At 38.6% G+C, this 26,871-nt stretch carries 10 protein-coding genes and 1 pseudogene; 6 read left to right on the top strand and 5 right to left on the bottom strand.

Translation table 11 applies throughout. The features are described 5' to 3' along the window. Positions 1-236 precede the first annotated feature (236 nt). The 3 genes from IPM48_06995 (at position 237) to IPM48_06985 (ending at position 14,806) form a co-directional block, all read left to right on the top strand. On the top strand, positions 237-13,154 hold the full coding sequence (locus IPM48_06995; protein MBK9271327.1) for a T9SS type A sorting domain-containing protein: 12,918 nt from the start codon (positions 237-239) through the stop codon (positions 13,152-13,154). 466 nt (positions 13,155-13,620) lie between these two features. Beyond that, a complete protein-coding gene (locus IPM48_06990) occupies positions 13,621-13,920 on the top strand; it encodes a transposase (protein ID MBK9271326.1) in 300 nt (99 codons plus the stop codon). A gap of 256 nt (positions 13,921-14,176) precedes the next feature. Then, positions 14,177-14,806, top strand: a complete 630-nt coding sequence (locus IPM48_06985) for an IS3 family transposase (GenBank protein ID MBK9271325.1) — start codon at positions 14,177-14,179, stop codon at positions 14,804-14,806. 943 nt (positions 14,807-15,749) lie between these two features. Here IPM48_06985 and IPM48_06980 read toward each other — a convergent pair. From IPM48_06980 to IPM48_06965, 4 genes and pseudogenes are all read right to left on the bottom strand, one after another. Next, on the bottom strand, positions 15,750-16,127 hold the full coding sequence (locus IPM48_06980) for a CrcB family protein (protein ID MBK9271324.1): 378 nt from the start codon (positions 16,125-16,127) through the stop codon (positions 15,750-15,752). 5 nt (positions 16,128-16,132) lie between these two features. Next, on the bottom strand, positions 16,133-17,188 hold the full coding sequence (locus IPM48_06975) for an undecaprenyl/decaprenyl-phosphate alpha-N-acetylglucosaminyl 1-phosphate transferase (GenBank protein MBK9271323.1): 1,056 nt from the start codon (positions 17,186-17,188) through the stop codon (positions 16,133-16,135). A gap of 62 nt (positions 17,189-17,250) precedes the next feature. Next, positions 17,251-17,478, bottom strand: a pseudogene (locus tag IPM48_06970) (DUF2905 domain-containing protein). Next, positions 17,475-18,053: an aminoacyl-tRNA hydrolase gene (locus IPM48_06965; protein MBK9271322.1), complete on the bottom strand. Its 579-nt coding sequence runs from the start codon at positions 18,051-18,053 to the stop codon at positions 17,475-17,477. The pseudogene IPM48_06970 and the gene IPM48_06965 overlap by 4 nt, the downstream one beginning before the upstream one ends. Positions 18,054-18,125: 72 nt before the next feature. On the opposite strand from IPM48_06965, the gene IPM48_06960 reads away from it, so the two are divergent. Next, the gene (locus IPM48_06960) at positions 18,126-19,145 is read left to right on the top strand and encodes an SPASM domain-containing protein (protein MBK9271321.1); all 1,020 of its coding nucleotides are present in this window, start codon (positions 18,126-18,128) and stop codon (positions 19,143-19,145) included. On the opposite strand, the gene IPM48_06955 is transcribed toward IPM48_06960, so the two are convergent. Continuing rightward, complete coding sequence (locus tag IPM48_06955) at positions 19,138-22,758, bottom strand: T9SS type A sorting domain-containing protein (GenBank protein ID MBK9271320.1); 3,621 nt, start codon at positions 22,756-22,758, stop codon at positions 19,138-19,140. The two genes, IPM48_06960 and IPM48_06955, sit on opposite strands and share 8 nt — an antisense overlap. 344 nt (positions 22,759-23,102) lie before the next feature. Here IPM48_06955 and secA point away from each other — a divergent pair, with 344 nt between their 5' ends. Both secA and IPM48_06945 read left to right on the top strand, forming a co-directional pair. After that, the gene (gene secA / locus IPM48_06950; GenBank protein MBK9271319.1) at positions 23,103-26,420 is read left to right on the top strand and encodes a preprotein translocase subunit SecA; all 3,318 of its coding nucleotides are present in this window, start codon (positions 23,103-23,105) and stop codon (positions 26,418-26,420) included. A gap of 54 nt (positions 26,421-26,474) precedes the next feature. Next, entirely contained in the window at positions 26,475-26,870 is a 396-nt protein-coding gene (locus IPM48_06945) for an SPOR domain-containing protein (protein MBK9271318.1), read from the top strand. The last annotated feature ends 1 nt before the right edge of the window (position 26,871 follow it).

The following is a 26,871-nucleotide window of genomic DNA, read 5'->3' as shown; positions in this document are numbered from 1 at the left end:
GGTAACACATTGCCAACTCCGGTACATTGTATTGTATATACGACATTGTCAAAAGTTACAGTCAGAGCAATTTTAATATGAATGAATTATTTACATCAGGGAAGGAAAAATCAAAGCTCGGGAAGACTAATTGGCCTGAGCATAAGCTTCAATTTATTTTTGAGTCCAATAGAAAATTCCAATAAAACGAATTAAAACAGGCTATTAAAAATTATTTACATTAAAAAACCAAACCAATGAAAAAGCTGCTAAAACTACATTATTCTATTCTTATCATGACCCTTGTTTTGATATCTAAAGCAAGCGGTCTTGAGTATCAATGCAAATACCAATGTCCTTATTTGAATGATACTCCCAGCATTCCAAAGGACGCGAGTAATGAATACTTTAAATATTACTGGGGTAAAACATTGAACCAAAGTTTCTCGAAGTGTTTTGTCCACAGCAGCGGAGACTATTTCCTATTGGGTAGGTCCAACAGCAATCCGACATTGACTAGGATTTCGGAGCAGGGCAGCCTTTTGTTTAATGTAATGGTGCCTCAGCAAGGGGAATGGAACAATTTCATATTTTTCGGTGAATCCATTTATTTGGTTGGGTATACAGGCACTTATGGATCCGGCTCCGATCAACTGATCGGCAAATGTAATCTCGATGGCATATTTTCATATATACACCCCTATGATCATACCGCCGATGAAAGGATCAATCAGATTGTCGAATTTGGCTCAGATCCAAATAACCCATTTGTCCTGATCTCTGTAGAAAGGTACGGTGGAATAGAATACACTGCAGTGAGTAAAATGAATACGGAAGGAATTCTAAGTCAGCGAAAAACCATTGGTTCAGAAACTTTGAATCAAAATTTTTCATTGGCTGTAAGTCAAATTCCTTTTCCCGCACAACTTACAATGTCTGGTTATTATGGTGACAAAGCAGCGTTTGTTCGTCTGGACCAAAACCTCAATTTTATCAATAATTCTGTAAGCTATTATGATATACCTTCCTCCTATCTGGACGTAAAATCCATTTCAACAGGGTTTGAAATGTATGAAAATATTTCCTGCGGAATATACAACTCAAGAGGTTTTTTCCAAACTGTTAATGGTAGTTTTCGGTTTAATGAATTAGAAAGTATTGATCAAATAGTCCGAATTTCAAATTCAGAGTATTTATTAGTTGGAACTGGGATTGCTAGAAATAGAAGAAGATCAATTATCAGCAAAATAACTGTTGGACAAAATCAGCTCAACGTTCAATGGAATAAGTTCCTGGACAATGGTGAAAATTTATTCTTAAAAGGATTTTTAACAAGAAAATCAACGGATAAATATGTCTATGTAGATGGTCGGACACCGGTAACCAATGGATTTGGTCAACAGGATGGATTTATTTCTGTGGATAATCTGAATTTTGAGAATTGTCTTACCAGCAGTAACTCACTGACTGTATCGCCATTTACACCGGGTACGAACTCACAAACACTGCCAGTGGTACCAAGAACCAGTGGTACCAGAAACTCACTTAATACAATATTGCTTAGTGATCACGAACTGTTTGAAATATGCAAAATATCCTGTGATGTAAGCATTCAGGCCAGTCAAAGCGGATGTAAGTCCTTTGAATTTTCTGCAAGTACTTCTGCTTTAAATCCAACTTATCAATGGGATTTTGGCGAACCGGGTAGTAGTATGAATACATCCACATTTAGCCATCCTTCCCACAGCTATGGTTCATGTGGAGTTTTTAGGGTTTGTGTCACCGTGACGGATGCCAATTGCTCAAGTTCAACTTGTATCAATAATGTGGTACAGGATTTGGTCCCACCAAGTATAACTTGTCCACCTGATCGAATACAGAATTATTCAGTATCCATTCATCCCAACCAAACTGGAAATCCATCAACTCAAGACAATTGTGGAAGAGTAAGTGTTCCAACTTATCTAGATACTGAAAACAAAACAAATCCTTGCACCACCATTGTTAAACGCACTTGGTCAGTAAATGATTTGTGTGGAAATACCAATAGTTGTATTCAAACAATTATTAGAATTGACAATTCAGCTCCGGTCATTCAATGTCCAGTTGATATTACCATCCAATCCATTGTGAATTCAAATCCGACTTATACCGGCAATGCAACAGCAACAGACTTGTCAGATCTTAATCCTACTATAACTTATGTAGATAGTCAAATCAATTTGCCGGATGGATCTATTACAATCGAACGCAGATGGGAGGCTATAGATGATTGCGGACACAAAGCCAGCTGCTTGCAAACTATTCGCGTTGAACCAGCTATTGTATTAAATCCGTTTTGCGGAGAAGCTATTATAACAAAATACTCCGGAACCAGAGTCTCAAACAATCCCACAGCAAACACTTTTAAAATTTTGAATATTAAAGATAAGACAGGTCATAATAAAATTCTCGGACCCACATCACCTGCTTTTCAATCCACCGAATTCCCACATTGGAATGCTCTAAATACGGGTGAGATTTTTGGCACGACCATCGATCATGCTTCATTTGTATATTTAGCGTCCACCATCATTTATCCCGTTAATTATTTTGGGATGAATACTTCGAATACCGGTGGTGAGATATATCGAGTTGATCCCTCTACAGGAGTTATCCAACTTTATGTCCGATTACCCAATTTAGGAAAAGGATTAGGTAATATTAGCTATTATAAATCAATTTCTGGTCGTAACTTCATATTTGCCACCAATTGGGAAGATGGAAAGATTTATAGAATTGATTTGGATGCGCATAATGGCAATCCTACTTCAAGCTCTAATTATAACTCTTACGATCCTTTCACCCGTGATGCAAGTGGCAATGATATAGCTCCACCAGGAGAATTAATATGGGGAATTGCGGCGAATCCAATTGATAATCGACTATATTTTGGCCGATGGATGCAAAATGGTGGAGAAGTAGGCAGTCCAAACAATTGTATTCAATGCAATCCTGTTTTCAATTCTGGCTTGGGTTCCAATGAAATTTGGTCTATTGCTTTAAATGATGATGCAAACTTTTCTTCTATTGAAAGAAGGGAAATTACTTTAACCCAGGTACACACTATAGCTAGTTTAACAAGTCTAATTTCCAATCCTGTTTCGGATATATCATTTGGTTGTAATGGTCAGATGCTGGTATCTGAAAGATCCATGTGTTGTCCGGATGAGTCTGGCGCTCATAGAGCAAGGCTGATGCAATATCTACAATCAAGTGGCAGCTGGAATCTTGATAGAACTTATCATGTAGGTCCTCAAGGCTCATCTGGAAGTAATTGTTCTGGCGGGAATGATTATGGTTATGCCAGTTTTGCATCCACTCCACCTTTAACTTTGCCAACCGCAGATGTGGATGTATGGTCCACCGTGGATGCAATTCATAATGTTTATGGAGCATCAGGAATTCCATCAGTTGGAAATTCAAGCGCTCATATTGATGCCTATTTAATTAATAATACAATTTTCGGTGGACAATCCAAAAGACTGATGGGAGATATTGAGGTTTTTAAATGTGGATGCGACGAAGATGTATCATCGGGATTTCCATGTGATTCCATCATGGTCATGGCAGATACAATTTCACAAAATCAAGCCTGCATAGATCCAAGCATTATAACAGGTAATCCTTGCACAAATGAATATAATCCGGTATGTGGATGCAATGGTATTTTATATAATAATGCCTGTGAGGCCCGTGAAGCTGGTGTAACGACATATCTTATGGCAGATTCCTGCCAGTCGGGTTCAATTCCAAGTGCTGACCAATGTTGTTATACACTGGATTTTAATCTAAAAGGACTCTCCCTTTATGCCGTTGGGGCCGTTATACTAACTCCTGGCGTTGGTTTTACTTCTACCATGATAAGCTACCCGAATTTATCCTTACTCCCATTAGGTTCTCAAGAATTTTTAATCACAAGAAATACTCCTGGCAGACAAGGATTGGCTCCAGGTACTTATGATGATCTTGTCAAATTTTGTTTGTCAGGGGTAACAGATCCATCGCATTATCCACAATGTGTATTGATCAATTATTATGAATTGGATGCTGTTGACAAACCTGTGGTTGTATGCACGGACACATTAAAATTTTATTGCCCTCCACCTGCATCTTCTGACAGTTGTTTAGAGCTCAAGAATGTAGAAATTGCATGCAATCCTGAAAATGATGGTGAATACATTTTAAGTTTTCAAATAAAAAATTTAAGCCAGTTATATGCTTCGCAATTAGGTCTTACATCTTGCACGGACGAAATTGGATTTGGTTCATCTGCACTGCAAAACATGAATATAAATTTAACTGATATTTTAAAACCAGACAGTTGCAGTAGTACTATTCAATTGATAGTTAAACCCGATGAAGCGATCAGTGATATTACTGAATTTTGTTTTCAGCTTAGTCTAATTGCAGATGGAATGTATTGCAATATCCTTGACAAAGTATGCTTACCACTTGAACCTTGTTGCACACCATGCGAAGAAATTTATATCTCAGGTAGAAACATCTCAAACGACACTTCTTGTTGCTTTGCCCTAGACTTAACGAATAATTGCAATATTCCGTTTTTCGGAAAAATTGAAATTGAATGTACTGATCCTACAATAAGTTTAATTTCCACAAGCACTTCTGCACCTTGGTTTTTTCCTATTCCGCCTACACCTCAATCTGTTTGTCTGGACTATCCCGCTGCGGCAATTCCTGCTGGATATCATGCTGGCATAGTTGAATTTTGTATTGATAGTGTTAAAGAAAGTCTTGGTTGTTGGACTAAAATTGAAGGAGGAGGTGGATATACTTTAGGCCTCAAAACCGACGGAAGTTTATGGGCCTGGGGCCAAAATTCAAGTGGGCAGTTGGGTATTGGAAATAACGTCAATCAAAATACTCCTATGCGAGTAGGAACTGACAATGATTGGAAAGAAATATCTGGAGGAAATCATTTTGCCCTTGCGCTTAAAAATGATGGATCACTGTGGTCTTGGGGATACAATTTTGAAGGCCAACTTGGGCTCAATGATAATTTTAACAGGAACGTTCCAACGCAAGTAGGTTCTGATTTAGACTGGAAATACATTCATGCAGGAGGCTATACCTCTTACGCGATTAAAAACAACGGAACTCTTTGGGCCTGGGGAAATAATCAATATGGTCAAATTGGAGACGGCACATATACTACTAGAAAAGAACCTGTTCCAATTGGAAGTGCAATGGATTGGAAAAAATTAAGTTCCATGGGTTACCATGTCATGGCTTTAAAGAACAATGGGTCCCTTTGGGCTTGGGGAAGGAACAACTTTCTTCAATTGGGTGATGGTACAAATACAACCAGAACAACTCCAACATTAATACAACCAGGTACAACATGGTTGGATATTGCAGCAAGTTGGGAATCTACCATTGGAATTAGGGACAATGGTACGCGATGGGCCTGGGGAAGAAATCAATATGGTCAATTGGGTGATGGCACTTACACAAACAGAATAATACCGGTTCAAGTAGGGACCACAAATACGTGGGAATCAGTATCGTCAGGTGTAGAGCACTTTATTTCGCAACAAAATGATGAAAGTTTATGGCTTTGGGGAAATAATACTAGAGGACAGGTGGGCAATGCCACCGTATTAAACGCACTATCTCCAACCCAACTTTCAACTTCTACTGACCCAAACCAATATTCCATCGGAGGGTCACATTCCATGTATTTAGATGCTGATGGAAATCTACATATATGGGGACAAAATTATTTTGGAGAATTGGGCAATGGAACCAATGTTGATCAACTAACTCCAATTACCTTGGATTGTCCCCCGGAAACAATACTTGCGAGTACGTTGTCTAATTTTTTTACCATTAAATTTTACCAAACTGATGAGGCGACTGTAGCATGTGATACCAATCTGTTATTAGCATGTGGCGCTGTAGTAGATAGTTGTGTTGAAATAAAAAACCCTTTGATTACTTGCGATTCTTTCAATACGCATAAATTTGAATTGGAATTTATGATCTTAAATTCAGGGTTGGATTTAGCAGAAGGGCTTCATCTTGAATCTTGTGATCCAAATATATTTTTCATTCAGCCCGATGGTTCATTAACTCCTACGACTGAGATTGAATTAATTCCACCAGTATCCAAGGACAGTTGTTCAGGTCTCTTAAAGATTAAAATATATTCTATTAATGTTCTCACTGACTTACACCAATTTTGTTTTAATGCTACACTTATACAATCTGGTTTAGAATGTGAAAATTTTACCAAATTATGTATTGAAATTCCTGTTTGTGAGGATCATTGCGAAGATAGCTGTGCTACCAATGTGTTGAATATTAGTACAGGATTTGATCCATTTTCAAGTAGCTTGCTTCCAGTAGGAAGTGCAACAAGTCAATGGGTATTGGTGAATGCACCAGTTTCAGGTTTAGCTTATCCATTTCCTGCTCATATTATTACCCCGCATACGGCTTGGAGTGGTTTCCCAGGTCAATCTCAATGGATCTCTGCCTACCCATTTTCAAGCTTGGATGTCAACAACGAAGCTCCTGATACACCTTATGTCTTTCAAAATTGTTTTTGTGTTTGTCAAGATTCAAGTTTTGTAACCATAGATTTGCAAGCATTGGCTGATGACGCGCTAGAAATTTCTCTTATTGAATCTGCAACAGGAATTGTCATCGCAAATCTTTTAGATATTCCAAGCGTATTAAAATCTGCATTTGATGGTACTGTTTCTCACCAATCATCTCACTCATTTTACTTATCAGGCGGCAACTATTGCTTGCAAGCCAAGTTAAGAAATCTTCATAGTGTAGCCATGGGTTTAAATATTGCAGGAATAATCACTGGGGTAGGGCTGCTTAAATCTACATGTTGTAATGCGACAAATTTTATTGTAGGACAAAAATATCTAGATCTAAAATGTGATGGTAAAAGGGACGATACTGATCCTCCTGGAAAGGATTGGACCATTGAATTAAAAGACGAGACTGGTCATATCGTGCAAACTGTCACAACAGATGCAAATGGATTCTACAAATTCCAAAATGTTCCGATAGGACATTATATCGTTTGCGAAGTACAAAAATATTCACATATTCAAAATTTTCCAACTACACTTAATTATGAAATTGATGTCATTGATCATCACTCCGTCATTAGCCAAATTGATTTTGGAAACTGTCCAATAGACAGCTGCTGCTTTGATTATAATTCATTTTTGGCGGTTATTAATAATCCTGTGAAAGTGCTTAGAGATTCGTGCACCATCTGTATTGAACATGAATGCATTGGATGGTGGCAAAGAATGATGGTTGATTGGGGAGATGGAAGTACGAGCGGATACTACAATGGAATTGGAAGCGTCGAACTATCGCATAGTTATACAACATCCGGTGAATTTGAAATCTGCCTTAGGTTCGAAGAGTCTTGTATAGACGGCAGGGTTTGCTTTCAAAAAGACAGTTGTTTTTCGATTTGCGTTGATTGTGGATCTTGTACTAAGGAGGAAATAGCACTAAAATATTTCAAATTATTTGGAGATTCCTACATTCCTTCCATAGGAGGAACATTAGCCGATGTTTCAGATTTTTACATCGATGAAGATCTAAACGGAAATCAATATTGTACCGGTCATTATCACAATGGACCCAATTCTGAAGTATCTGCTGTCGCTGCAAATACAGATTGCTTTGTTATAAAATATAATCCTGATTTCTCCTTGTGCTACGAGTTTACGATTTCCGGAGCAGCATCTGATCAAGGACTTGTGATCAAACATTTTCAAGATGGGTTTTACTTAACTGGAATATTTAACAGCCCATCCATCCAATTACCCGATGGTTTAGGATCGTTTGAAACTGTTGATAGAAAGGGAACAGGTGTCAATGTATTCCTGGCAAAATATAAAGATAAGCCTTCTTGTGCACTTCCGGAATTGGAATGGGCATTGGCTTTTGGGAATGACAATGAAAGGACGCTTGTATCCGATATGGATCTAGATGCAGGAAATAACCCTGTACTAACCGGAATTTTTACTGGGCTTGTAAATTTTGATCCGATTGGAATGGCAATTCCATCCATCAACAATCAAGGAAATCAGGATTTTTATCTTGCCAAATTTAAAGCTTCAGATGGACATTTAGATTGGGTTAAATCACTCACTCCATTGTCAAACAATACCGGAGGAGCTTACCCTCTTGGAGTCAGTATTGATCCATTAACTGACAGCATGTATGTTTGCGGCCATTTCTCTAACTCAGTAGATTTTAATCAAGACAATAATCCTGATTTATCAGGGGGACCGGATGTAAATGCTGCTGCATTTGTCGCTAAATTTGGTCAAAACGGAAGTTTTCTTTGGGCCTTTCCTATTCTTGGAATTGCAATACCCAATGGTTGGCATCATGGTATCAGTAGTGACATAGAGGCATATTCAGGTGGTTTCGCAGTTTCTATTGAAAAATACCATGGATTTCCTTATGAATTTAATTTTGATCCGCGTGGAGGAAATCCACTATTTACGAACATTTCTGGACCTGCACAGACCTATTATATTGCAAGATATGATGAACAGGGAATAGCAAAATGTATAAGGGAAATGGATCCACATACTGCCATCACTGAAATTAGTGTCGATCAAAACAAAAATATTTATTTTGCCGGAGGTAAAAATGTCAACAATACTGAGGGAGTGCAGGGGTACAGTTTCCATAATTTGTACTTTGGATTTATAAATCAAGATTGTGAAATTGTAAAATCACATCATGTAGATGGAAATGGAAAAGATGATGTATGGTCTATTGTGCCTGATCAAAATATGGGATTCTCCATTATTGGAAGGACCAATAGCACTAATCTTTATCCTGCTCCAAAGATACTAACTGGAACTGCTTATTCTGCAGTAGATGAAGATATATTCATTGGAAAATATTATTGCAATTGTGCAGAATCCATTGATACTTCCAGTTGCTGTGACAAAATAGAAGTTGCAATGATGGAAACAATTAGTATTGATGATTCCTGTTGCTACACCATTCAACTTTCTAATGATGTTGGATTCACTTTGCCTTGTGTTGCTATAAATATATTGACACCAGGATGGACATTTTCAAAAGCAAATACATTGTCAGGATTATCAATTATTGGAGGGGGTCAGAATTTAGCAATCGAAGGCGATCCAGGCCTTCCGGGAGGAATATCCAGTGATTTTTTCAAATTCTGTCTAAGTGGTATTCCTGGAGCATTAGATAGTCAATTCATTGAATTCGTCTGGTATGAAATGACCAAATCAGGGGGCAAAAAAATTGTCTGTCGTGATACGGTCATAGCCCGTTGTACACCTATTCCTCCCATTGATTGTGCTGAAATTATTAATTTGACAGCAATATGCAATCCTCAAAATCCAAATGAGTATATCTTGAATTTCAATGTTGTTAATCAGGGAACTCAAGACATTGATTACATAAATATTCACACTAGTTCCGCAGGATTTGGGTTTCATTCATGCAGTTCTTTTGGTTACAGCAATCCAATACAATTAGATCTCATCCCGAATCTTGCTCCAGGAGCTACATCGTCCTCGCAATGTTTAATATTGGAAAGCAACACAGCTATTTTGACCACAAAACAGGTTTGCATAGCAACAGATGCTATACTTTCCGATAGTAGTCATTGTTTTGGTTTTGACACAACTTGTTTTGATATTGAACATTGTTGTGACCCTTGTGAAGATATTGTATTGATCTTAGATCCACAAAATGTAGAAGACAGTTGCTGTATGGTCCTGAGTTTAGACAATAGGTGTGGAATTGATTATTTTACTTATATTGAGGTGAGTATAACTGGATCTTATATGTTTGACATCATGCACGATCCATCATGGACTTATTGTTCTTCGCCTTCACCCAATCAAGTTTGTCTTCAATACAATGGAGGAAATATACCTCCTGGATTCTTAAACTCCATTTTGAAGTTTTGTTATCAACCCTCCACAGTTGGTACTGATATTCAAATTTCGGTTGACTTCTATGCAGAAGATCCATTGCTTATGGAAGAGACGCGTGTTTGTAGTAGAGAAGGTCAATTGCTTTGTGAGTCATTCTGTGAAAATAATTTAGTGCTCAACCCTGAATTTGAGGATGGATTTGTTTCAGGTAACATTGGAACCAGTGGTAACGTAAACAATTGGGTAAATGCATCTCGAACTCCGCAGGCATCGGCTGTTGGATGTAGAAGACCCGGAGCGGCTTTGATGTGGGGCAACCAAGTAGTTGGAGAAGCCATCGCTCAAACTTTTTCATTTGATCCTAAATACCTCTATCAGATTGAGTTTTGTGCGCGTCAACATCCAGATCCAAACAAGTTGATTCCCGGACAAGTCAGATTTATGGCCTTCAATGGTATCTTTAATTATTTGTGTGGCGGATCACAATGTGAAAATATTGGAATTACACCAACACCTATTACTTATTCAAACAATACTTATTCTTTTAATTGGAGACCTAGTCAATTGTATTCCAATCTCGCGATCTCACCATGGAATCGATCTGCTATTAATCATGGCGACTCTACCTCATTCATCATTGTGGATGATGTTTGCATCACCATCCTTGATTCATGTGCATGTGAAGAAAATGGTACCCTCAATGCCTACAATTCTGAATTCAATTTATTTAGCCCATGCAATGATCCTGTAGCTTGGCAGATTCCTTGCCCTATAAGTGCGACATTATTTAATTTGCAAGGTGACATATTTTGCACGGATTCTTGTCAAAGAGAGGTATCCTGGAATATTTCAGATCAGCAAAACAACAGCATTCTTTCTGGTACAATAGGCCTTGCAACAACAGACAACAATTGGAATATCAACAGCATCCCTTATTCGATTTTTACACCTGGGGTTGAATACTACTTTTCGATTGATAAAATTTGTGGCTGTGATACCTGTGCATGTGTAAAACCTTTCATGATTCTTCCATGTGACAGTTGTTGTGGAAATAGGGTGGATTTTGAAAAATTAGTAAATCAGGGAATCACGATAACTCAGGATAAATTTAACTGTAAAGCCATCATTAATATTGATCCCCTACCAGATGATTGCCATTATGAAATTAAATACATCAATTGGAAAGATGGTACCATAGATTATGGCCCTTTTGGTAATGGTGGGATGTTCATGCATCAATACAGCAATGTCAGTGTGAGCTACCTGATTGAAATTTATGTGGTAGAATATAATGATGATGGTATAATTTGTAATGAGGTAAAAATCAGACGCATGGTTTCACTTGATTGCAAAAAATGTTGTGACAAGAAAAATTATCAAACCTTCAAATCGTTGGTAAATCAAGGATTCCAAATCACTCAAAATGGCTGCAATGTAAGCATTTCAGCACCGCAGCTTGGAGATTGCCATTACTTTGAATCAGCACCAGATTTTGGTGAATATCCTCCTCCACCACCATTGAGTCCAACTCCAACAACGGGTTCTTGGTCACATACCTATACAAATTCAGGTATTTACATTATCTGCGTACTTGTGTCCGAATATCCAAATGGAGATCCTACAAAGAAACCTTGTTGGACATTAGAAATGTGTGATACTGTAACTGTTGAATGTGAGGACGATTGCTACTGTGAAAGCTTTAATGGCCTTTCATTTTATTGGGATAAAAGCCAAAAGACCATGGTGGATTGTGGGGATACAGCAAGATTGGACTGCCCACCGGATAACTGTTTTTGGACATTTAGCGGAAATCTTTTATGCAGAAGTGATTGTGAGATCAGTACTGTTGAATGGATATTGGTCAATTCGAATACTTCCTCCATTGTGGCCTCAGGAACGACATTGGCATATCCTGCATTCGGATTGATCATACCTCCTGGAGTCATTACTGCAGGGGGAGAATACGATTTGATCCTTACTGGTTATTGTGATAATGCTATCCCGTGTGAATGTAAAATCCACCTTAGCTTGAAAGGTTGTGATGAAGAATGTCCCTGCGATTATATTGATTTCTTTGAAGACATGGAAGCGGGTTTAAGCCAGGTGCTTGTCATAGACAAATGCATTGCTTGCTTTTCGCCTCTCCAACTTACTGCATGCGACATGATTAACTGGTATATTTTGCCTAGCAATCAACTTTTCGCAACAAGTGTAGGTAATCAATTGATATGTCATAATTTTGGTGTATCAGGCATATATAAGATTAGAATGAGTGTTACTCGCAAAAAAGACGATGGAAGTATTTGTGAAGTGAGTGGCAGAATATATACTTTCGATATTCAATGCACTCCATCACCTCAATCATTTGCCAATGGTGAGAATTGCATTACTCTAGGTGATTTAGATCATTTAAATGATGATCTTTCAGATTCTCTTCTTTGGAATGCTATTGAGGGAAATCCAAAATGGATTCAAAATCAGTCAGATCAACCAAGAAATAGCATCCTTATCAAAGGAAATCTAGATAGATCTGATAGGCTTGTTACATCTAAATATGTTTGTCTATCTACAAACAATCGGCAACTAAAAATACGATTTAAACCAGTTGCAGACACAGAGTCAAAGCTTGGATCAAAGTTGGTGGTTGCATTTGTTCCAAGCAAGCAAACAATTCAAGCTTCAAACCTTTCTCAAGAATACATCGGATATCATACCATTCTTAAAATTCCTTTAGAAGGCTTACCCAATGAATGGTGTGAAATTAATTCTTTGATTTCATTACCGGAAGCTCTAGCAAGACAATGTTTAGATCGTGGAATTGAAGGTAAATTAATGGTCTATGTGGAGAATAGTTTGAATGGGGATCTATTAAACTCAAATACGGAGTTGTATTTTGAAGGAATTTGTATTTCCTCCAATATATCCTCCAAGACTTTAGACTATTTCGATTCCAATATCAGAGTTTTTCCAAACCCAAGTTCTGAAGATTTCAAATTAACCCTTGACAATATTGATTCTTCAAATGCGCAGTTGGAGGTTTTCGATCAATATGGGAAAGAAGTTGAAAAAATGGTCATGAATAAAAATGAAAATCAGATCAACTTTGGAAATGCATACTCACCTGGTCTTTATTTTTTGAAAGTTAAAATCAATCAAAAAATAAAACATTTCAAACTAATCAAAATAAATAGATGATAGAACTGTTTTATTAGATAAATTTATTAGTTGAAAGAAATTCCCGGCATCAATTTCGATAGAGCCGGGAATTTTTCTTTGGAGTCATGTAATTGATTTTCGGGAAATTCCAGACAAATTCGCTTTAAAATGATAAAAGCCCTAGTCTTGGTCGTGAAATAAATACTTCATTAGATATCAGCTTTTGATACTTTCCATTGCTTTCCACAAAAATTGCATATATTCAAAACAAGTAAATGTATTAAAATATCTCAGCAAATTCTATCCTGTCACTCACTTTGAATTACTTTTCTCCCAAAAATGTATATTTTCATTTCTAAGCCTTAGGCAGCAAAATTTGTGTAATATCAGAATTTAATATTTTTTATAATTGTTATCATATTAATTAAATTGTGCTTGAAGAATTAAATCAAACTGGTGAAGTGGTCCAAGAAAATGGTACACAAATCTAACTTAAATTTGTGTTATGGATCAATCAAAGACAAACAATCGGAGGAGGAGGTACGATACCGAGTTTAAGCTTAATGCCATTCATTTGCTCGAATCCGGGAGGAACGCTAGCGAATTAGCTGATTCTCTTGGCGTTAGTAAGCAAATGCTTTACAATTGGCGTAGTCAAATCAGGATTACCAGGAATGCTTCCGTCCAGCCAGGAACAAATAATCCTTATACTGAACTTGAACAGCTCCGTAAGAAATTAAGGGATGTTGAAATGGAAAGGGATATTTTAAAAAAAGCCTTGAACATTTTCAGCCGGCAGACATGAAACCAAAAGCTGAATTTATCCAGAGTCTAAGCGGTGTGTATCCTACTAACAAGCTTTGCAAGATGATGAATATTCCAAGGAATACTTTGTATCATTTTATCCACAGGAGGGATTCTCCCACTAAACATTTGGGATTAAGAGACCGAATAAAATCCGTATTTGACTCTCATATGAATAGGTATGGAAGTCGTAGAATTAAAATGGAATTAGCCGTAAAATATTCAAAAATGTTAGCCGCCATTTGATTCGCAAATGTATGAAGGAACAAAATTTGAAAGCAATCCAGCCAAAGAGTTTTGTTCCAAAAACAACTGATTCCACCGGGACCAAATTTCCTGCACCCAATTTACTTCTTGATTTTGGAAAGGCGCAAAAACCAAATGAAGTATGGGTTGGTGACATTACCTACATTCCTTTAAAGAATGGCCAATGGGCCTATCTTTCAACTTGGATTGATACTTATTTGCATAAAGTAGTGGGCTGGGATGTTCAGACTCATATGAGAAGCGAACTGGTTATTTCAGCCTTCAATAAAGCAAAACTGAAATGCATCCAAAATAAATTAAGTGTGATTGTCCATTCTGACCGAGGAACGCAGTACTCTAGTAAAGATTTCAAAAATGCCATTAAAGGAAATAGACAAAGTATGACTCGCAAAAACGAAGTTTATGACAACGCAATTGCCGAATCATTTTTCTCAAGGCTCAAATGCGAATGCATTAGAGGTACTGTATTTGATGATTTGGATCAATTAAGATTCACTCTGTTTGAATACATAGATGGCTATTACAACACAATCAGAAGGCATTCATCCATTCAATACTATACACCCTTAGAATTTGAAAATATTTATTATTCGAAAAATCAATTCACTCATTGCAACTAATATGGAAACAAAACATGACTTTGCATTTTTACCCTTAGACGAGGACCAAGCTTATTGCGGACAAAATGTCAAGAGTTCCGCCGACCTCTTTATTCTGTATTCTTCCGGCGGAACTCGACTTGCTCTTGACATTTTGGGAGCAATGCTTATCTTTGTCGCAGGGGTAAAATGTGTACTAATTTTATTTTTTAACTAAATTAGATCAGTGTCCCATTTATTGGTACCATGTCAATCGCATATCCATATTTTAAAATATTTATTTCGTAATTCATTCAGGATTGGAAGTTAAATTGGGAAGAATGTATGAGGAGGCACAGAATAAATGAATAATGAGATTACAGGTAAGTTAACGCAGCCTATTATTTATTATTCTAAAGTCCCTTTGTTGGAATATTTTCTTCTTCTTGCATTTAATGTAAAGGGGAAATACAATAAACCCACAAATGTAAACGACTGGATACATATCGACCATTTGAAGCAATTAATTGATTAAATCTATAATGGTATTAAATTTAATCCTATTCTTGAAAGTCAGGCTTTTTGAAAATTAATTCATTTTTGTAAATATCTTTCGAGGAGCCTGACATTGGGTTCACTTTTGACACGCACTGTAAATTCTGATAACAATTCCTGGATGAAAACTTCCATTTTAATTCACTGGCTGAAGAGCTCATCGTCAGTGAATTTTTATATTTAAAATCTGCCCCTTTGGTCTTTTCAATACACCTTTTATTTAAAAATTATAGTCTTTTGATAAAACTGTGAACACAAGCCTTACAGTCAATCATTCATTGAGTCTTTTCGATTTATCAAAAGGGCAGCATAACATTGAATTTGATTATTGGATGTTTGGTTCTTTGTATCTCAAGTTCAGTGTTATTGTCTAACAACATTCACGATTCCAATAAATCAATTGGTAAAAAATCCAATCTGGTCGAACGGATTAAGCCAGTTTGGCCAAACACATTCCTAGCCATACTGAAAGCAGACAAGCAAAAACACTCAACAGAATGTATCCTCCCAGTTTAAGCCACTGTCCATCTAATAGAAACGCTAAATTCTCTGCACTAAATGTAGAAAAAGTGCTTAAGCCTCCACAAAATCCAATGATTAAAAAAAAACGAATCAAAGATGCAGACACATTTTGAAAGTTGCTGTAAAGTAGGTATCCTAATAACAATGACGCGATCATATTTGCACCAAGTGTAGCAATTATACCGTTTGGATAAAATGGCTGTGCAAATTTACTGATTAGCCATCTCAAAACTGATCCAAGTCCACCTCCTATGAAAACAAATAGGTATGCCTGCCAATTGGACATAGCATTCAATAAGTAGGTTGCTTGAGATGGTGCTTATTTAGAAAATTGATCGCGATGGAAAACAATAAGCCAAATGCCACAATGAGAATTAACAAATTGACATTACCCCAGTCTGTAAAAAGGCTCACCATGATAATCATAAGAGCATTCAATATGATCAAAACTGAAGTCGTTTGCAAATGATTTAGTCCCAACGAAAGAAACACATGATGGATATGATTTTTATCGGCCATGAAAGGAGATCTGCCATTGATCAATCGCAAAATAAAAACCCTCAATGTATCACACAATGGTATAAACAAAAGTGCAATCGCCAATGCAGGTGTAGCGTGTATTTTTGTTTCTCCAGGTAAAAGAGTATGATTGATTTCCATAAATCGAATGACCAATATTGCACAAATCGAGCCTACCATCATGGAGCCTGTATCGCCCATAAAGATCTTTGCCGGACTTATATTGTATTTTAAGAATGCAATCAGTGAGCCCACCAATGAAAATGCAATAATGCTCAAAACAATCTGATTTGCTTCCATATACCAGTATCCCAGGGTGACAGCTATCAGGATTCCGGTACTGGCACACAAGGTGTTTATTCCATCGATTAAATTAAAAGCATTGATGATGAGCAGGACGGTAAAAATACTAAACAATATACTCATCCATTCCGGCAAAATATCAATACCATAAATTCCATAAAAATTGGTAATTCGTATGTTGGCTTTAAACACCAAAATCAACACTGCAATCAATTGTCCCAACATCTTTTTATAAGGTGTTAGTGGTAAAATATCATCTTTTGCCCCAATCAAAAAAATAATCACAAATGCAGATAAAATATATTGGAGGTTGCCAAAAACCTGAAAAGGTGTCCAAAGGATGATGCTAAATATCACCCCTCCAAAAATAGCAATCCCACCCAAAGTAGGTACGCTAACAAAATGTGACGCCCTTGACCCCGGTACGTCCATCAGCTTTTTATGTTTTGCGATCCGGATAATGGACGGTATGGTGATATACGTCAATAAGAAAGCCGTGATAAAACAAAAAATAACCTGGTACATGAATAAATTCAGCTACACAAAGTTAGTAAATATTATTAATATCAATGATATGTAATTGATGTTCAGATGTCAAAACATCTCCGAAGTTTCCATAAAATATTGATAATTAAGGAGATTAATAGCATAGTCGAAATGGGAAAATAAATTTTAAAGCGTTCTTTTTCGATCCATAGATCACCCGGTAACTCTCCAATCCATTTTAAATAAGGCGAAAAAAAATAAAAGGAAAGAGCTATCTATACCAATAGTATTCCAAGAAAAATGATCCACTTGCTAAGTTCCTGATTCATGTCTTTTGAATCGCAAACCCATTAAATTTGTTCATCGAGGAGGATATTCCCTCCAAGGCAAATGTCTCAACAGCCTTGGTGGCAGCACTCAAAATTTCGGGGAGGAACTTTGCTTCTGAATCCGTCCATTTTCCCAGTACGTAATTGACTTGTTTGCCTTTGGCAAAATCGGAACCAATACCAATCCTTAATCTTGGATATTGCACAGTACCCAGTTGGGTCTGAATATCCTTTAGGCCATTGTGCCCCCCGTCTGAGCCACCCGGCTTTATCCGCAGGGTCCCAAACTCAAGATTTAAGTCATCCGTTATCACCAGAAGTTGATTTAACTCCAATTTTTCTTTCTGCATCCAGTAACGTACCGCTTTACCACTCAAGTTCATATACGTTGTTGGCTTGATCAAAATCAAAGTTTTGTTTTTGACCTTAATGATCGACTTGTGACAATGCTGGTCGCTTTCCCATTTGCCTCCATATCCACCGGCCAATGCGTCCACTACCTCAAATCCTACATTGTGGCGTGTGCCCATATAATCCATGTGCATATTTCCCAATCCAATTATCAGGTATTTCATTGCATCAAATTAAGGACAAAGATAATCTTTCATTTGGCCTTCTTATTTTCAGGATTCATCATCTTTGTGTCCATGCTTTTGCCAAAATTAAAGGATTCACTCCGGTTTTTATCAAAAACCTCCCTGCATAAATGGATCAATGCCTCAAAGGTCTATCTGTCTTACCACTTGTCAAAACGAATCCAAAGACCCGTTCACTGGGGGCTTCCTATATCCATCTCCATCGAGCCCACGACAGCGTGCAATTTGCACTGCACACAATGTCCATCAGGCTTAAGATCGTTTACCAGACCGACCGGAAATCTCAAAACGGATTTATTTGAGCGCTTTCTACATGAAAACAAACAATATTTAATGCATTTAACTTTCTATTTTCAAGGCGAGCCATTTATCCATCCATCTCTCTTGGAGATGATTCAAAAAGCCCATCGTGAGAAAATTTACACCATGGTCTCCACCAACGGTCATTTTCTTGATCCTGATACTTGTCATAGAATTGTTCTCTCTGGTTTGGATAGAATCATTGTTTCTTTAGATGGTCTTAGCCAGGAAATCTACCAGAAATACCGAATTGGTGGTAAGGTGGAAAAGGTCATTGAAGGAATTAAAAATCTCGTCAAAATCAGGAAAGAGCACAAAGCCAACCATCCATACATCATCCTTCAAACCATTGTTTTTAGTCACAATGAATCTGAACTAGAACAAATTAATCTTCTTGCCAAGGAATTGGAGGTTGATCAGATTGAATTCAAAACCGCACAGATTTACGATTATTCTGAATCCCCAGATTTGATTCCCGAACAATCCCTTTACGCAAGATATTTTAAAAATGAAGAGGGTAAATTTGAGATTAAAAATAAACTGTCCAATCAATGTTGGAGAATGTGGCAAGGCTGTGTCATCACCTGGGATGGTAAAGTGGTACCTTGTTGCTTTGACAAAGATGCAACACATCAACTTGGCCAACTAATGCATCAGCCACTCAAAGAAATCTGGCGCAGCAAGGCCTACTATCATTTTAGGCAAAACATCCTCCAAAGCCGCAAGTCCATTGATATCTGTACAAATTGCACAGAAGGCGGATTTACCTGACCAATATAATTTTTTTGCTCAACCGATGTTGCGAAGACTGATATTCCAATAAATAGATTCCGTTGTCTAGATTTTCCAATTCGAAGAAAACCAGTTTATCTGATTTGAGCGTCTTTTCTTTCAACATGCGACCATTGAGGTCTCTGATTAAAATCCTTCCATCACCTGAAAGTGGTGAGTCCAACTGAATAAACAATTGTCCTGAAGTCGGGTTGGGGTAGGCTTTCAAAGCTTCTGCCAATCCCTGATCATCTGTTGATACGGGGCCCACCAAAATTCTGAAAGTTTCAATTCCCAACCATCCGCCTTTTCCATCTTCGACGGTGTATGAAAATCCATCGTAATAATTGGAAGATCCATCATGGGTATAAGTCAGTTTACCATCGTTGATGTCCGATTGGGTAAATCTGGATCCATAGCCAAGTTGATTTCCGTTCAAAGTAAATGTCCCGTGTGATGGAATACTTACCAGTGTGAAAGTCAGATTATCCGGTCCTTCATCAGGATCGGTTACCAATAACAAATTGTCTTTAATTTCCCTTTGTTCTCCAATATCCATGACCAATGGTCCATTGTTGATCAAGCTTGGCGGTGATACCGAAAGTTCGGCACAGTACTGAAGGGTAAAATTGCGAATCTGGCCATCTCTCAAACTGCTGCGTGTGACAATTTCCAATTTCCAATCACCCTTTAAATCTTCTCCATTAAAACGGCTTAAAGGTTCCAACGGGCGCATCCTAGCCCCTCTATTCGGTGGACAGGTCAATGGAATCGGCGCATCATCATCAAAACTGGAAGCAAAATCAAGGGTAGTACCGCAATTGTTGTTGAACAAAACCACTCGGGTTCCCTTCGGGCTCAACAAGCGAATGCTCAGGTCGTTGGAAGCATCCGCATAAATATCGATGTCATTGACATTCATATCTGCGAGCGCGCCTCCAAATGGTACTGATACCACTGTATTGTAAGTCCTTCCGGAAAACAAATTGATTGGATTTCCAGTGTATGGCTGGTCCACGCAGGATTTATTGGAGGTCTGGAAAGCATAAGTCACCGAGGCTCTTCCATCACCACAATCATTGGCCGGAAATACCCTCCAGTAGTAGACAGAATTCGACTTTAACAAAATAGGTAGGCGAAGTGAATCTGCCGAAATAAATCTCTGACTGTACAAGGTGTTGGAACCAAAAGCTGGTGAGCTGGCGATTTCAAAATGATAAAAGTCTGCATTCCGACTTTTGCTCCACCTAAAAAGTGGTGTTTCAATGGCTCCACCACTCCCGGAAGAGGGAGTCAAAAGCAACTCATCGCTAAAATCATTGCTGACAACATTGACAATAATCTGATCGCGCAAAGTATCTCCTGCAGGAGTGATTGCAGCAATCACCATATTGAAACTGGTCCTTTCTTGAATGGAATTTAAATCGATGACAATTTTGGTTTGATCATCTGCTCCAATGGTGGACTTTTCAAACTGGTAATTGGCACCTGCGGGTAATCCACTTTCCACAAAAAGTTGCAGGTCGCCTGTATAACCGGCAAACGCGCAACTTCTGATATCAAGGCTTAATTGATCTGGAAGACAAACATTGACGAGGTTGGGAGTCACACCCATAATCACAGACGGTGTAGTCCCTTCTACAATGACCACATCAACATCCGAAGCATCAAAAAAGATATGATCCCTTGCCTTCACCACGACCCGGACGCGTATGTTGGTTCCAAGATCTGGTATATCCACCAATTCGCTGCCGTCGTTCTCGGTATTTTCAATTAATACGATAGGATTGTCAAAATCTCGGTTGCGGTACATGACAATATCTACCTTTTGACAATTGACCGGAAATCGGTTGGTTCCCGCAACGTCCCAGGTGATTTTATTGCAGGTATTTTTGATCAGACGATGCGTATTGATATTCGGAAAAGTAACGGTAAAAGGTCCCGCCTGGTCAGTTACTTTGAGTTTTAGATTTTGCCAGACTGAACCACCGGATCCCGGATGGTTGTCTCTAACGACAAATCGGAAATTAAGATCTCTCGACTCTGCTGGCAAGACTTCACGAACGTCTACATTTTTTAAGGATAAAATAGAATTCCAGTTAGGAAATACCCGGTTGGGACTAGGACCCGGAAATAGTACCCTAAACAAAGGTCCGGTTGTCGTTACTTCTCCAAGCCTGCTTCCATATTCCCCGTTGTCAAACTGCTCCCAAGAATAAGTAAGACCTGTATCTTCCATGTCGGTGCCCTCTCCTTTCAATTCGAAAGGTGTCAATTTGGGCAATACAAGATTTGGAGCTGTCAATATTCTGGCGGTTGGATAGCTGTGTCCTGTAAATTCTTTCACCCCGCAGCTTAGAAATTGTCTGGTAAACAAATGAACTTCTTCCAAAGAATAAGAATGAAAGAAATTGGGATGTGGAGGACCAGCAGATTCAACATTCAAATTTCCGCACAAACCACTATATGACATAATCGTTGTACCTCCACCCGGCTCATACCTGGAATTGCTTTCATTGCCATTGCAATTTGAAAAAGTGTGATTGGCAGAAAATTGATGGCCCATTTCATGACAGAATATGCGAAGTGCTACATAAGCTACATCTGTAGTATACCAGCAAGTCACTCCAGCAGCCCTGTTTTGGCTGCTACATACCGAGCCCAATGAGGCAATTCCTCCAACATCCACACAATCGTTGGTAAAGATGTGGCCAAATTCATAAAATCCTGGAGTAATGATGGGATTAACCACCGCTGTATTTTGGCCAAGTAACGCTCTTCCTACGTCCGAATTTTCGAACGGATCCGTATTGGCATTTAGAAAAATAAGTAAATCGTTTCTGGCTACCAAATCCAGATGTATGGCAAAATCTTTCTCATAGACGGCATTGGCATAAGTCAAGGCATCCGCCATTTTAGCAAGTGCAGTCTCTTTGGTACCACCGCCTCTTTGGGGATCAGCACCCCACTCTCCGGTACAGGAAATCGCAATGCGGTATTTGTGGAGGACAACAGGGTCTGCACCCATCATTTGCTGCAAGACTGGCTCCTGATCCAGGCGCTCGCGCTGTATTTGAGAGCGTCTGGCCATAACGGAAGATCCAGACTCACCACAGAAATGACTTGGGCTGGAAGGATCCAACTGTATCGCGTTGGCGTGATAAACACCAAAATGGTTTTGGTTGAATTTACTCAATGGTTCAAGAAGAATATCTCCTTCCGGACTTAAAATATAAGCTTTCATCCATTGATCCGTAATAATCAACCTCATATAATTCTGACCATTCGTTCCTTTAAAAGTGCGGATCTGAGGATATTTAGCAGCCAGTTCTGCTTCCATAACCGGGGACTCCATAATTCTATAAATAGAAACTTCTCCCAGATGATTGGGCAAACCAATTGAAGCGGTTCGGCCATCGGTATTTTCAAAAGGTACCTGTGTAGTAAGAAATTCTCTTAAATCATTAAAATTGAGCTCAAAAGTCTGAAATTTTGAAATTTTTGACCAGGATGGATCCTGATGGACCCTCTGCTGTTCAATTTGATTCAATTGGATGCTTTTCCATGGCGGAGCCTGACCAAATGAAGGAATGGTCAAGGAAAAAAGAAACATTACAATCCATTGAGTTCTTACTAAAGTCATAAAATATTGTTTTTTTGTTAAAAGCCTGCAAATGTACTAAAAGCTTTCCTTTCCAGATGGAAATTGGTGGATCGGAAATAAGGATAATAACGTTCAGAAAGCAATTTTGTCAATGGATTTAGAGAAATATTAAACTTTTCTTTGGGACTACTGGCAAAATTTCTTGAACCTACTTTAATTCGAAAATTTGGCGACCTATTAATCTTCCCTGTCAGATTGTCATGATTTGATTGTATGGTATGGTTTGTGATTGATTTATTGATCCAAAACCCCGATATTCCATTAATTTTGCCCACTTAATTTGATTTTCGACCATGTTTAATTTTCTGAAAAAAGTATTTGGAACCAAGCAAGAAAAAGATGTAAAAAGCTACAGCCTATTGCTGCCTAGCATCCATGCCTTCCAACAAGAATATACCGAGCTATCCCATGACGAATTGCGCAATAAAACACATGAATTCAGAGCCAGAATCAAATCCTACCTGGAAGGAATTGATGGCGAAATCGAAACTTTGAAAACGAAGGCCGATGAAGAGGCAGACATTCACGATAAAGAAGCCTTGTATGTTGAAATCGATCTAAAAATTAAAGAAAGAGACAGTCTGCAGGAAGAAATTCTAAAAGAAATCTTACCGGAGGCCTTTGCCGTGGTTAAAGAAGCCGCACGCCGTTTTTCTGAAAATGAACAGATCGTGGTCAATGCGACTGACAGAGACCGATCACTTTCCGTTTCCAGAGCTTTTGTTGACCTGGATGGTGACAAGGCCATTTATCGCAACCGCTGGTCTGCGGCTGGAGGAGATATTGTTTGGAACATGGTGCATTACGATGTACAGTTGATTGGTGGTATGGCCCTCCATGAAGGAAAAATTGCTGAAATGGGCACCGGTGAGGGAAAAACCCTTGTGGCTACCCTTCCAGCCTATCTCAATGGACTGACCGGAAATGGTGTACATGTCGTCACTGTCAATGATTATCTGGCAAGGAGGGACTCAGAATGGGTTGGACCTTTGTTTGAATTTCTCCATCTGACCGTAGATTGCATCGATAAATACAAACCGCACTCTCCCCAACGCAGAAATGCATACGAATGCGATATCACCTACGGTACAAACAATGAATTTGGATTTGATTATCTCAGGGACAACATGGTGAGATCCATTGATGAAAAGGTTCAAATCAAACACCATTACGCAATGGTGGATGAGGTGGATAGTGTTTTGATTGATGACGCCAGAACTCCTTTGATTATTTCGGGACCGGTGGATCAGGATGAAGAGAGTGAGGAATACAACAAATTGAAGCCAAAGGTCGAAAGACTTTACAGCGAACAAAAAAGAATCAGTAGTCAGTTTCTCAATGATGCGAGAAAACTGATCAATGATGGGAGTACAGGATACAATGAAGGAGAAGGCGGGCTCGCACTATTCAGAGCGTATCGCTCCTTACCGAAATCAAGGCCATTGATCAAATTTCTCAGTGAAGACGGAATCCGAAACATTCTCCAAAAAACAGAAAACTATTACATGCAGGAGCAATCCCGCAATATGAAAATAGCGGATGAACCGCTTCTTTTCACGATAGATGAGAAAAACAGGCAGGTTGAATTAACCCCAAGAGGTGAAGAATTCATGGCAATCGGTGAATCGGATCCAAATTTTTATTTGATTCCGGATTTATCAGAATCTCTTCATCAGATTGATTTGCAGGAAAACCTGAGCAAAGAAGAAAAAACGGAGAGAAAGGCTAAAATTTTAGATGACTTTGCAGTCAAATCACAAAGGCTTCACTGCGTCAGCCAATTGCTGAAAGCATACACCATTTTTGAAAAAGACGAAGAGTACGTTGTGATGGACGGTGAAGTCAAAATCGTAGATGAGGGTACAGGTCGTATCCTTGAAGGTCGTCGTTATTCCGATGGTTTGCATCAGGCCATCGAGGCAAAAGAAAATGTAAAGGTGGGAGAATTGACCCAGACTTATGCGACAGTTACTCTGCAGAATTATTTTAGAATGTACCACAAATTGGCGGGTATGACTGGAACTGCAGAAACAGAGGCAGGAGAATTCTGGCAAATTTATAAATTAGATGTGGTGGTTATTCCCACCAACAAACCGGTAATCCGGGACGACCGCGAAGACCTTGTCTATAAAACTGCCCGTGAAAAATTCAACGCGGTAATAGATGAAATTGAAGTTTGCACCAATGCAGGAAGGCCTGTTCTGGTGGGTACCACTTCTGTAGATATTTCTGAAAAATTATCCAGAATGCTGCAACTGAGGGGTATCTCCCACAATGTTCTGAACGCAAAACAACATCAGCGCGAAGCGGAAATCGTCTCTGAGGCAGGAAATCCTGGTAAAGTCACCATTGCCACCAACATGGCGGGTAGAGGTACGGATATTAAAATTGGAGAAGAAGTTAAAAAAGCGGGAGGGCTGGCCATCATTGGTACCGAAAGACATGAATCCCGCAGGGTCGATCGCCAGTTGCGCGGTAGATCCGGACGACAGGGGGACCCTGGTTCATCTCAATTTTTTGTGTCGTTTGAAGACAATTTGATGCGTCTATTCAATTCAGATCGCATTACTTCCATTATGGACAAATTAGGTCACAAAGAAGGAGAGGTGATGCAACATAGCATGGTCACCAAATCTATTGAAAGGGCTCAAAAAAAGGTGGAAGAAAACAATTTTGGAATGCGCAAGCGCCTTCTGGAATACGATGATGTGATGAACATTCAACGGGAAGCCATCTATAAAAAAAGAGATCACGCATTACACGGTGATCGCTTGGCAGTGGACCTGAGTTATATGTTCAATTCAACATTGGATCACATTGTGGCTTATCATAAATCCACAGTGGATCCAGAGGGATTTGTCAATGATTCTATCAGTATTCTTGGATTTTCTCCTGAAATCGATGAGGCTTATTTCAGAGAAAGCTCAGTGAGTGAAGTACAACAAGAATTTAGAAAACAATTTTACGAGTTCTATCACAAAAAAGAAAATCAGATCAAAGACGTTCTGTTACCTTATATTGTTGAAGTTCACAAGACCGAAGGTCACAGGTATCAAAGAATCATGATTCCTTTTGTAGATGAATCCAGAGAATCACTCCCTTTGGCGGCAGATCTTGAGAAAGCTGTAAAAACAAAGGGTTACAGTATAATGAGGGATATTGAAAGATCTGTAGCGCTAAGTATTCTTGACTCCCAATGGAAAGAACACCTGCGCAATATGGATGAACTAAAAGAATCCGTTCAGGCTGCTTCTTTTGAACAAAAAGACCCACTGGTTATCTATAAAATGGAGGCCTATAAACTATTTGAAACTCTGGTCCATAAAATGAACAAAGAAATCACGTCTTATTTATCACGGGGCAAACTAGCGGTCAACAATAACCAAGGAGTACAGGAAGCAAAACCGCAAAAAACAGATCTCAGCCGCACACAAACCAACCGTTCAGCAGAAGAGGAAAGGATGAGAAGAGCAGCAGAGCAAGCAGGTAGAGAGCTGATACCTCAGGTGCAAACCGTTCGGAATTCCAGTCCAAAAATTGGACGAAACGACCCTTGTCCTTGTGGCAGTGGGCGCAAATATAAAAATTGTCATGGAGAAGGCATTTCTTAGTAATCTCAAACCCGGGTTGTGCGTTTTCCAACCGCTGGATAAAATTTTATAAATATGAAATGGTCGATCTTTTTATTTGTCTGGACAATAAATCTTACTCACAGTCCAATTTTTGGACAACATTCCGTGAAAATTGAAGCTGATCAGGATGTTACTACACTCTTTAATCAATACATCCGCATCAACAAAAGCATAACCCATGTCTCTGGTTGGAGGATAACCGTAATTTCAACAGCTGACAGAAGGCAGATGGAAGATACGAAAACACAATTTCAAAAAAATTTCAGCTACAAGTTTAAATGGGAATACAAAGAACCCTATTATAAGTTGATAGCAGGTGCCTTTTTAAACCGAAGCGAAGCGATGGCCGCATTGGATCAGGTGAAGAAAAAATTCAGTACAGCTTTTATCAGCATTGATCATAAAATTGAATATTCAGAAATTCATTAGT

It is taken from the genome of Saprospiraceae bacterium, from assembly GCA_016715965.1.
Taxonomy (GTDB): domain Bacteria; phylum Bacteroidota; class Bacteroidia; order Chitinophagales; family Saprospiraceae; genus Vicinibacter.
Note: the sequence above shows the minus strand (reverse complement) of the source record. Positions and strands in the feature narration are given on the sequence as shown.

Excerpts from the sequence above, each read along its gene's own strand:
- IPM48_06990 (MBK9271326.1), top strand. The coding sequence starts at position 13,621 with ATGGATCAATCAAAGACAAACAATCGGAGGAGGAGGTACGATACCGAG.
- IPM48_06955 (MBK9271320.1), bottom strand. The coding sequence starts at position 22,758 with ATGTTTCTTTTTTCCTTGACCATTCCTTCATTTGGTCAGGCTCCGCCA.
- secA (MBK9271319.1), top strand. The coding sequence starts at position 23,103 with ATGTTTAATTTTCTGAAAAAAGTATTTGGAACCAAGCAAGAAAAAGAT.
- IPM48_06985 (MBK9271325.1), top strand. The coding sequence starts at position 14,177 with ATGAAGGAACAAAATTTGAAAGCAATCCAGCCAAAGAGTTTTGTTCCA.
- IPM48_06980 (MBK9271324.1), bottom strand. The coding sequence starts at position 16,127 with ATGTCCAATTGGCAGGCATACCTATTTGTTTTCATAGGAGGTGGACTT.
- IPM48_06965 (MBK9271322.1), bottom strand. The coding sequence starts at position 18,053 with ATGAAATACCTGATAATTGGATTGGGAAATATGCACATGGATTATATG.
- IPM48_06995 (MBK9271327.1), top strand. The coding sequence starts at position 237 with ATGAAAAAGCTGCTAAAACTACATTATTCTATTCTTATCATGACCCTT.
- IPM48_06975 (MBK9271323.1), bottom strand. The coding sequence starts at position 17,188 with ATGTACCAGGTTATTTTTTGTTTTATCACGGCTTTCTTATTGACGTAT.
- IPM48_06945 (MBK9271318.1), top strand. The coding sequence starts at position 26,475 with ATGAAATGGTCGATCTTTTTATTTGTCTGGACAATAAATCTTACTCAC.
- IPM48_06960 (MBK9271321.1), top strand. The coding sequence starts at position 18,126 with ATGCTTTTGCCAAAATTAAAGGATTCACTCCGGTTTTTATCAAAAACC.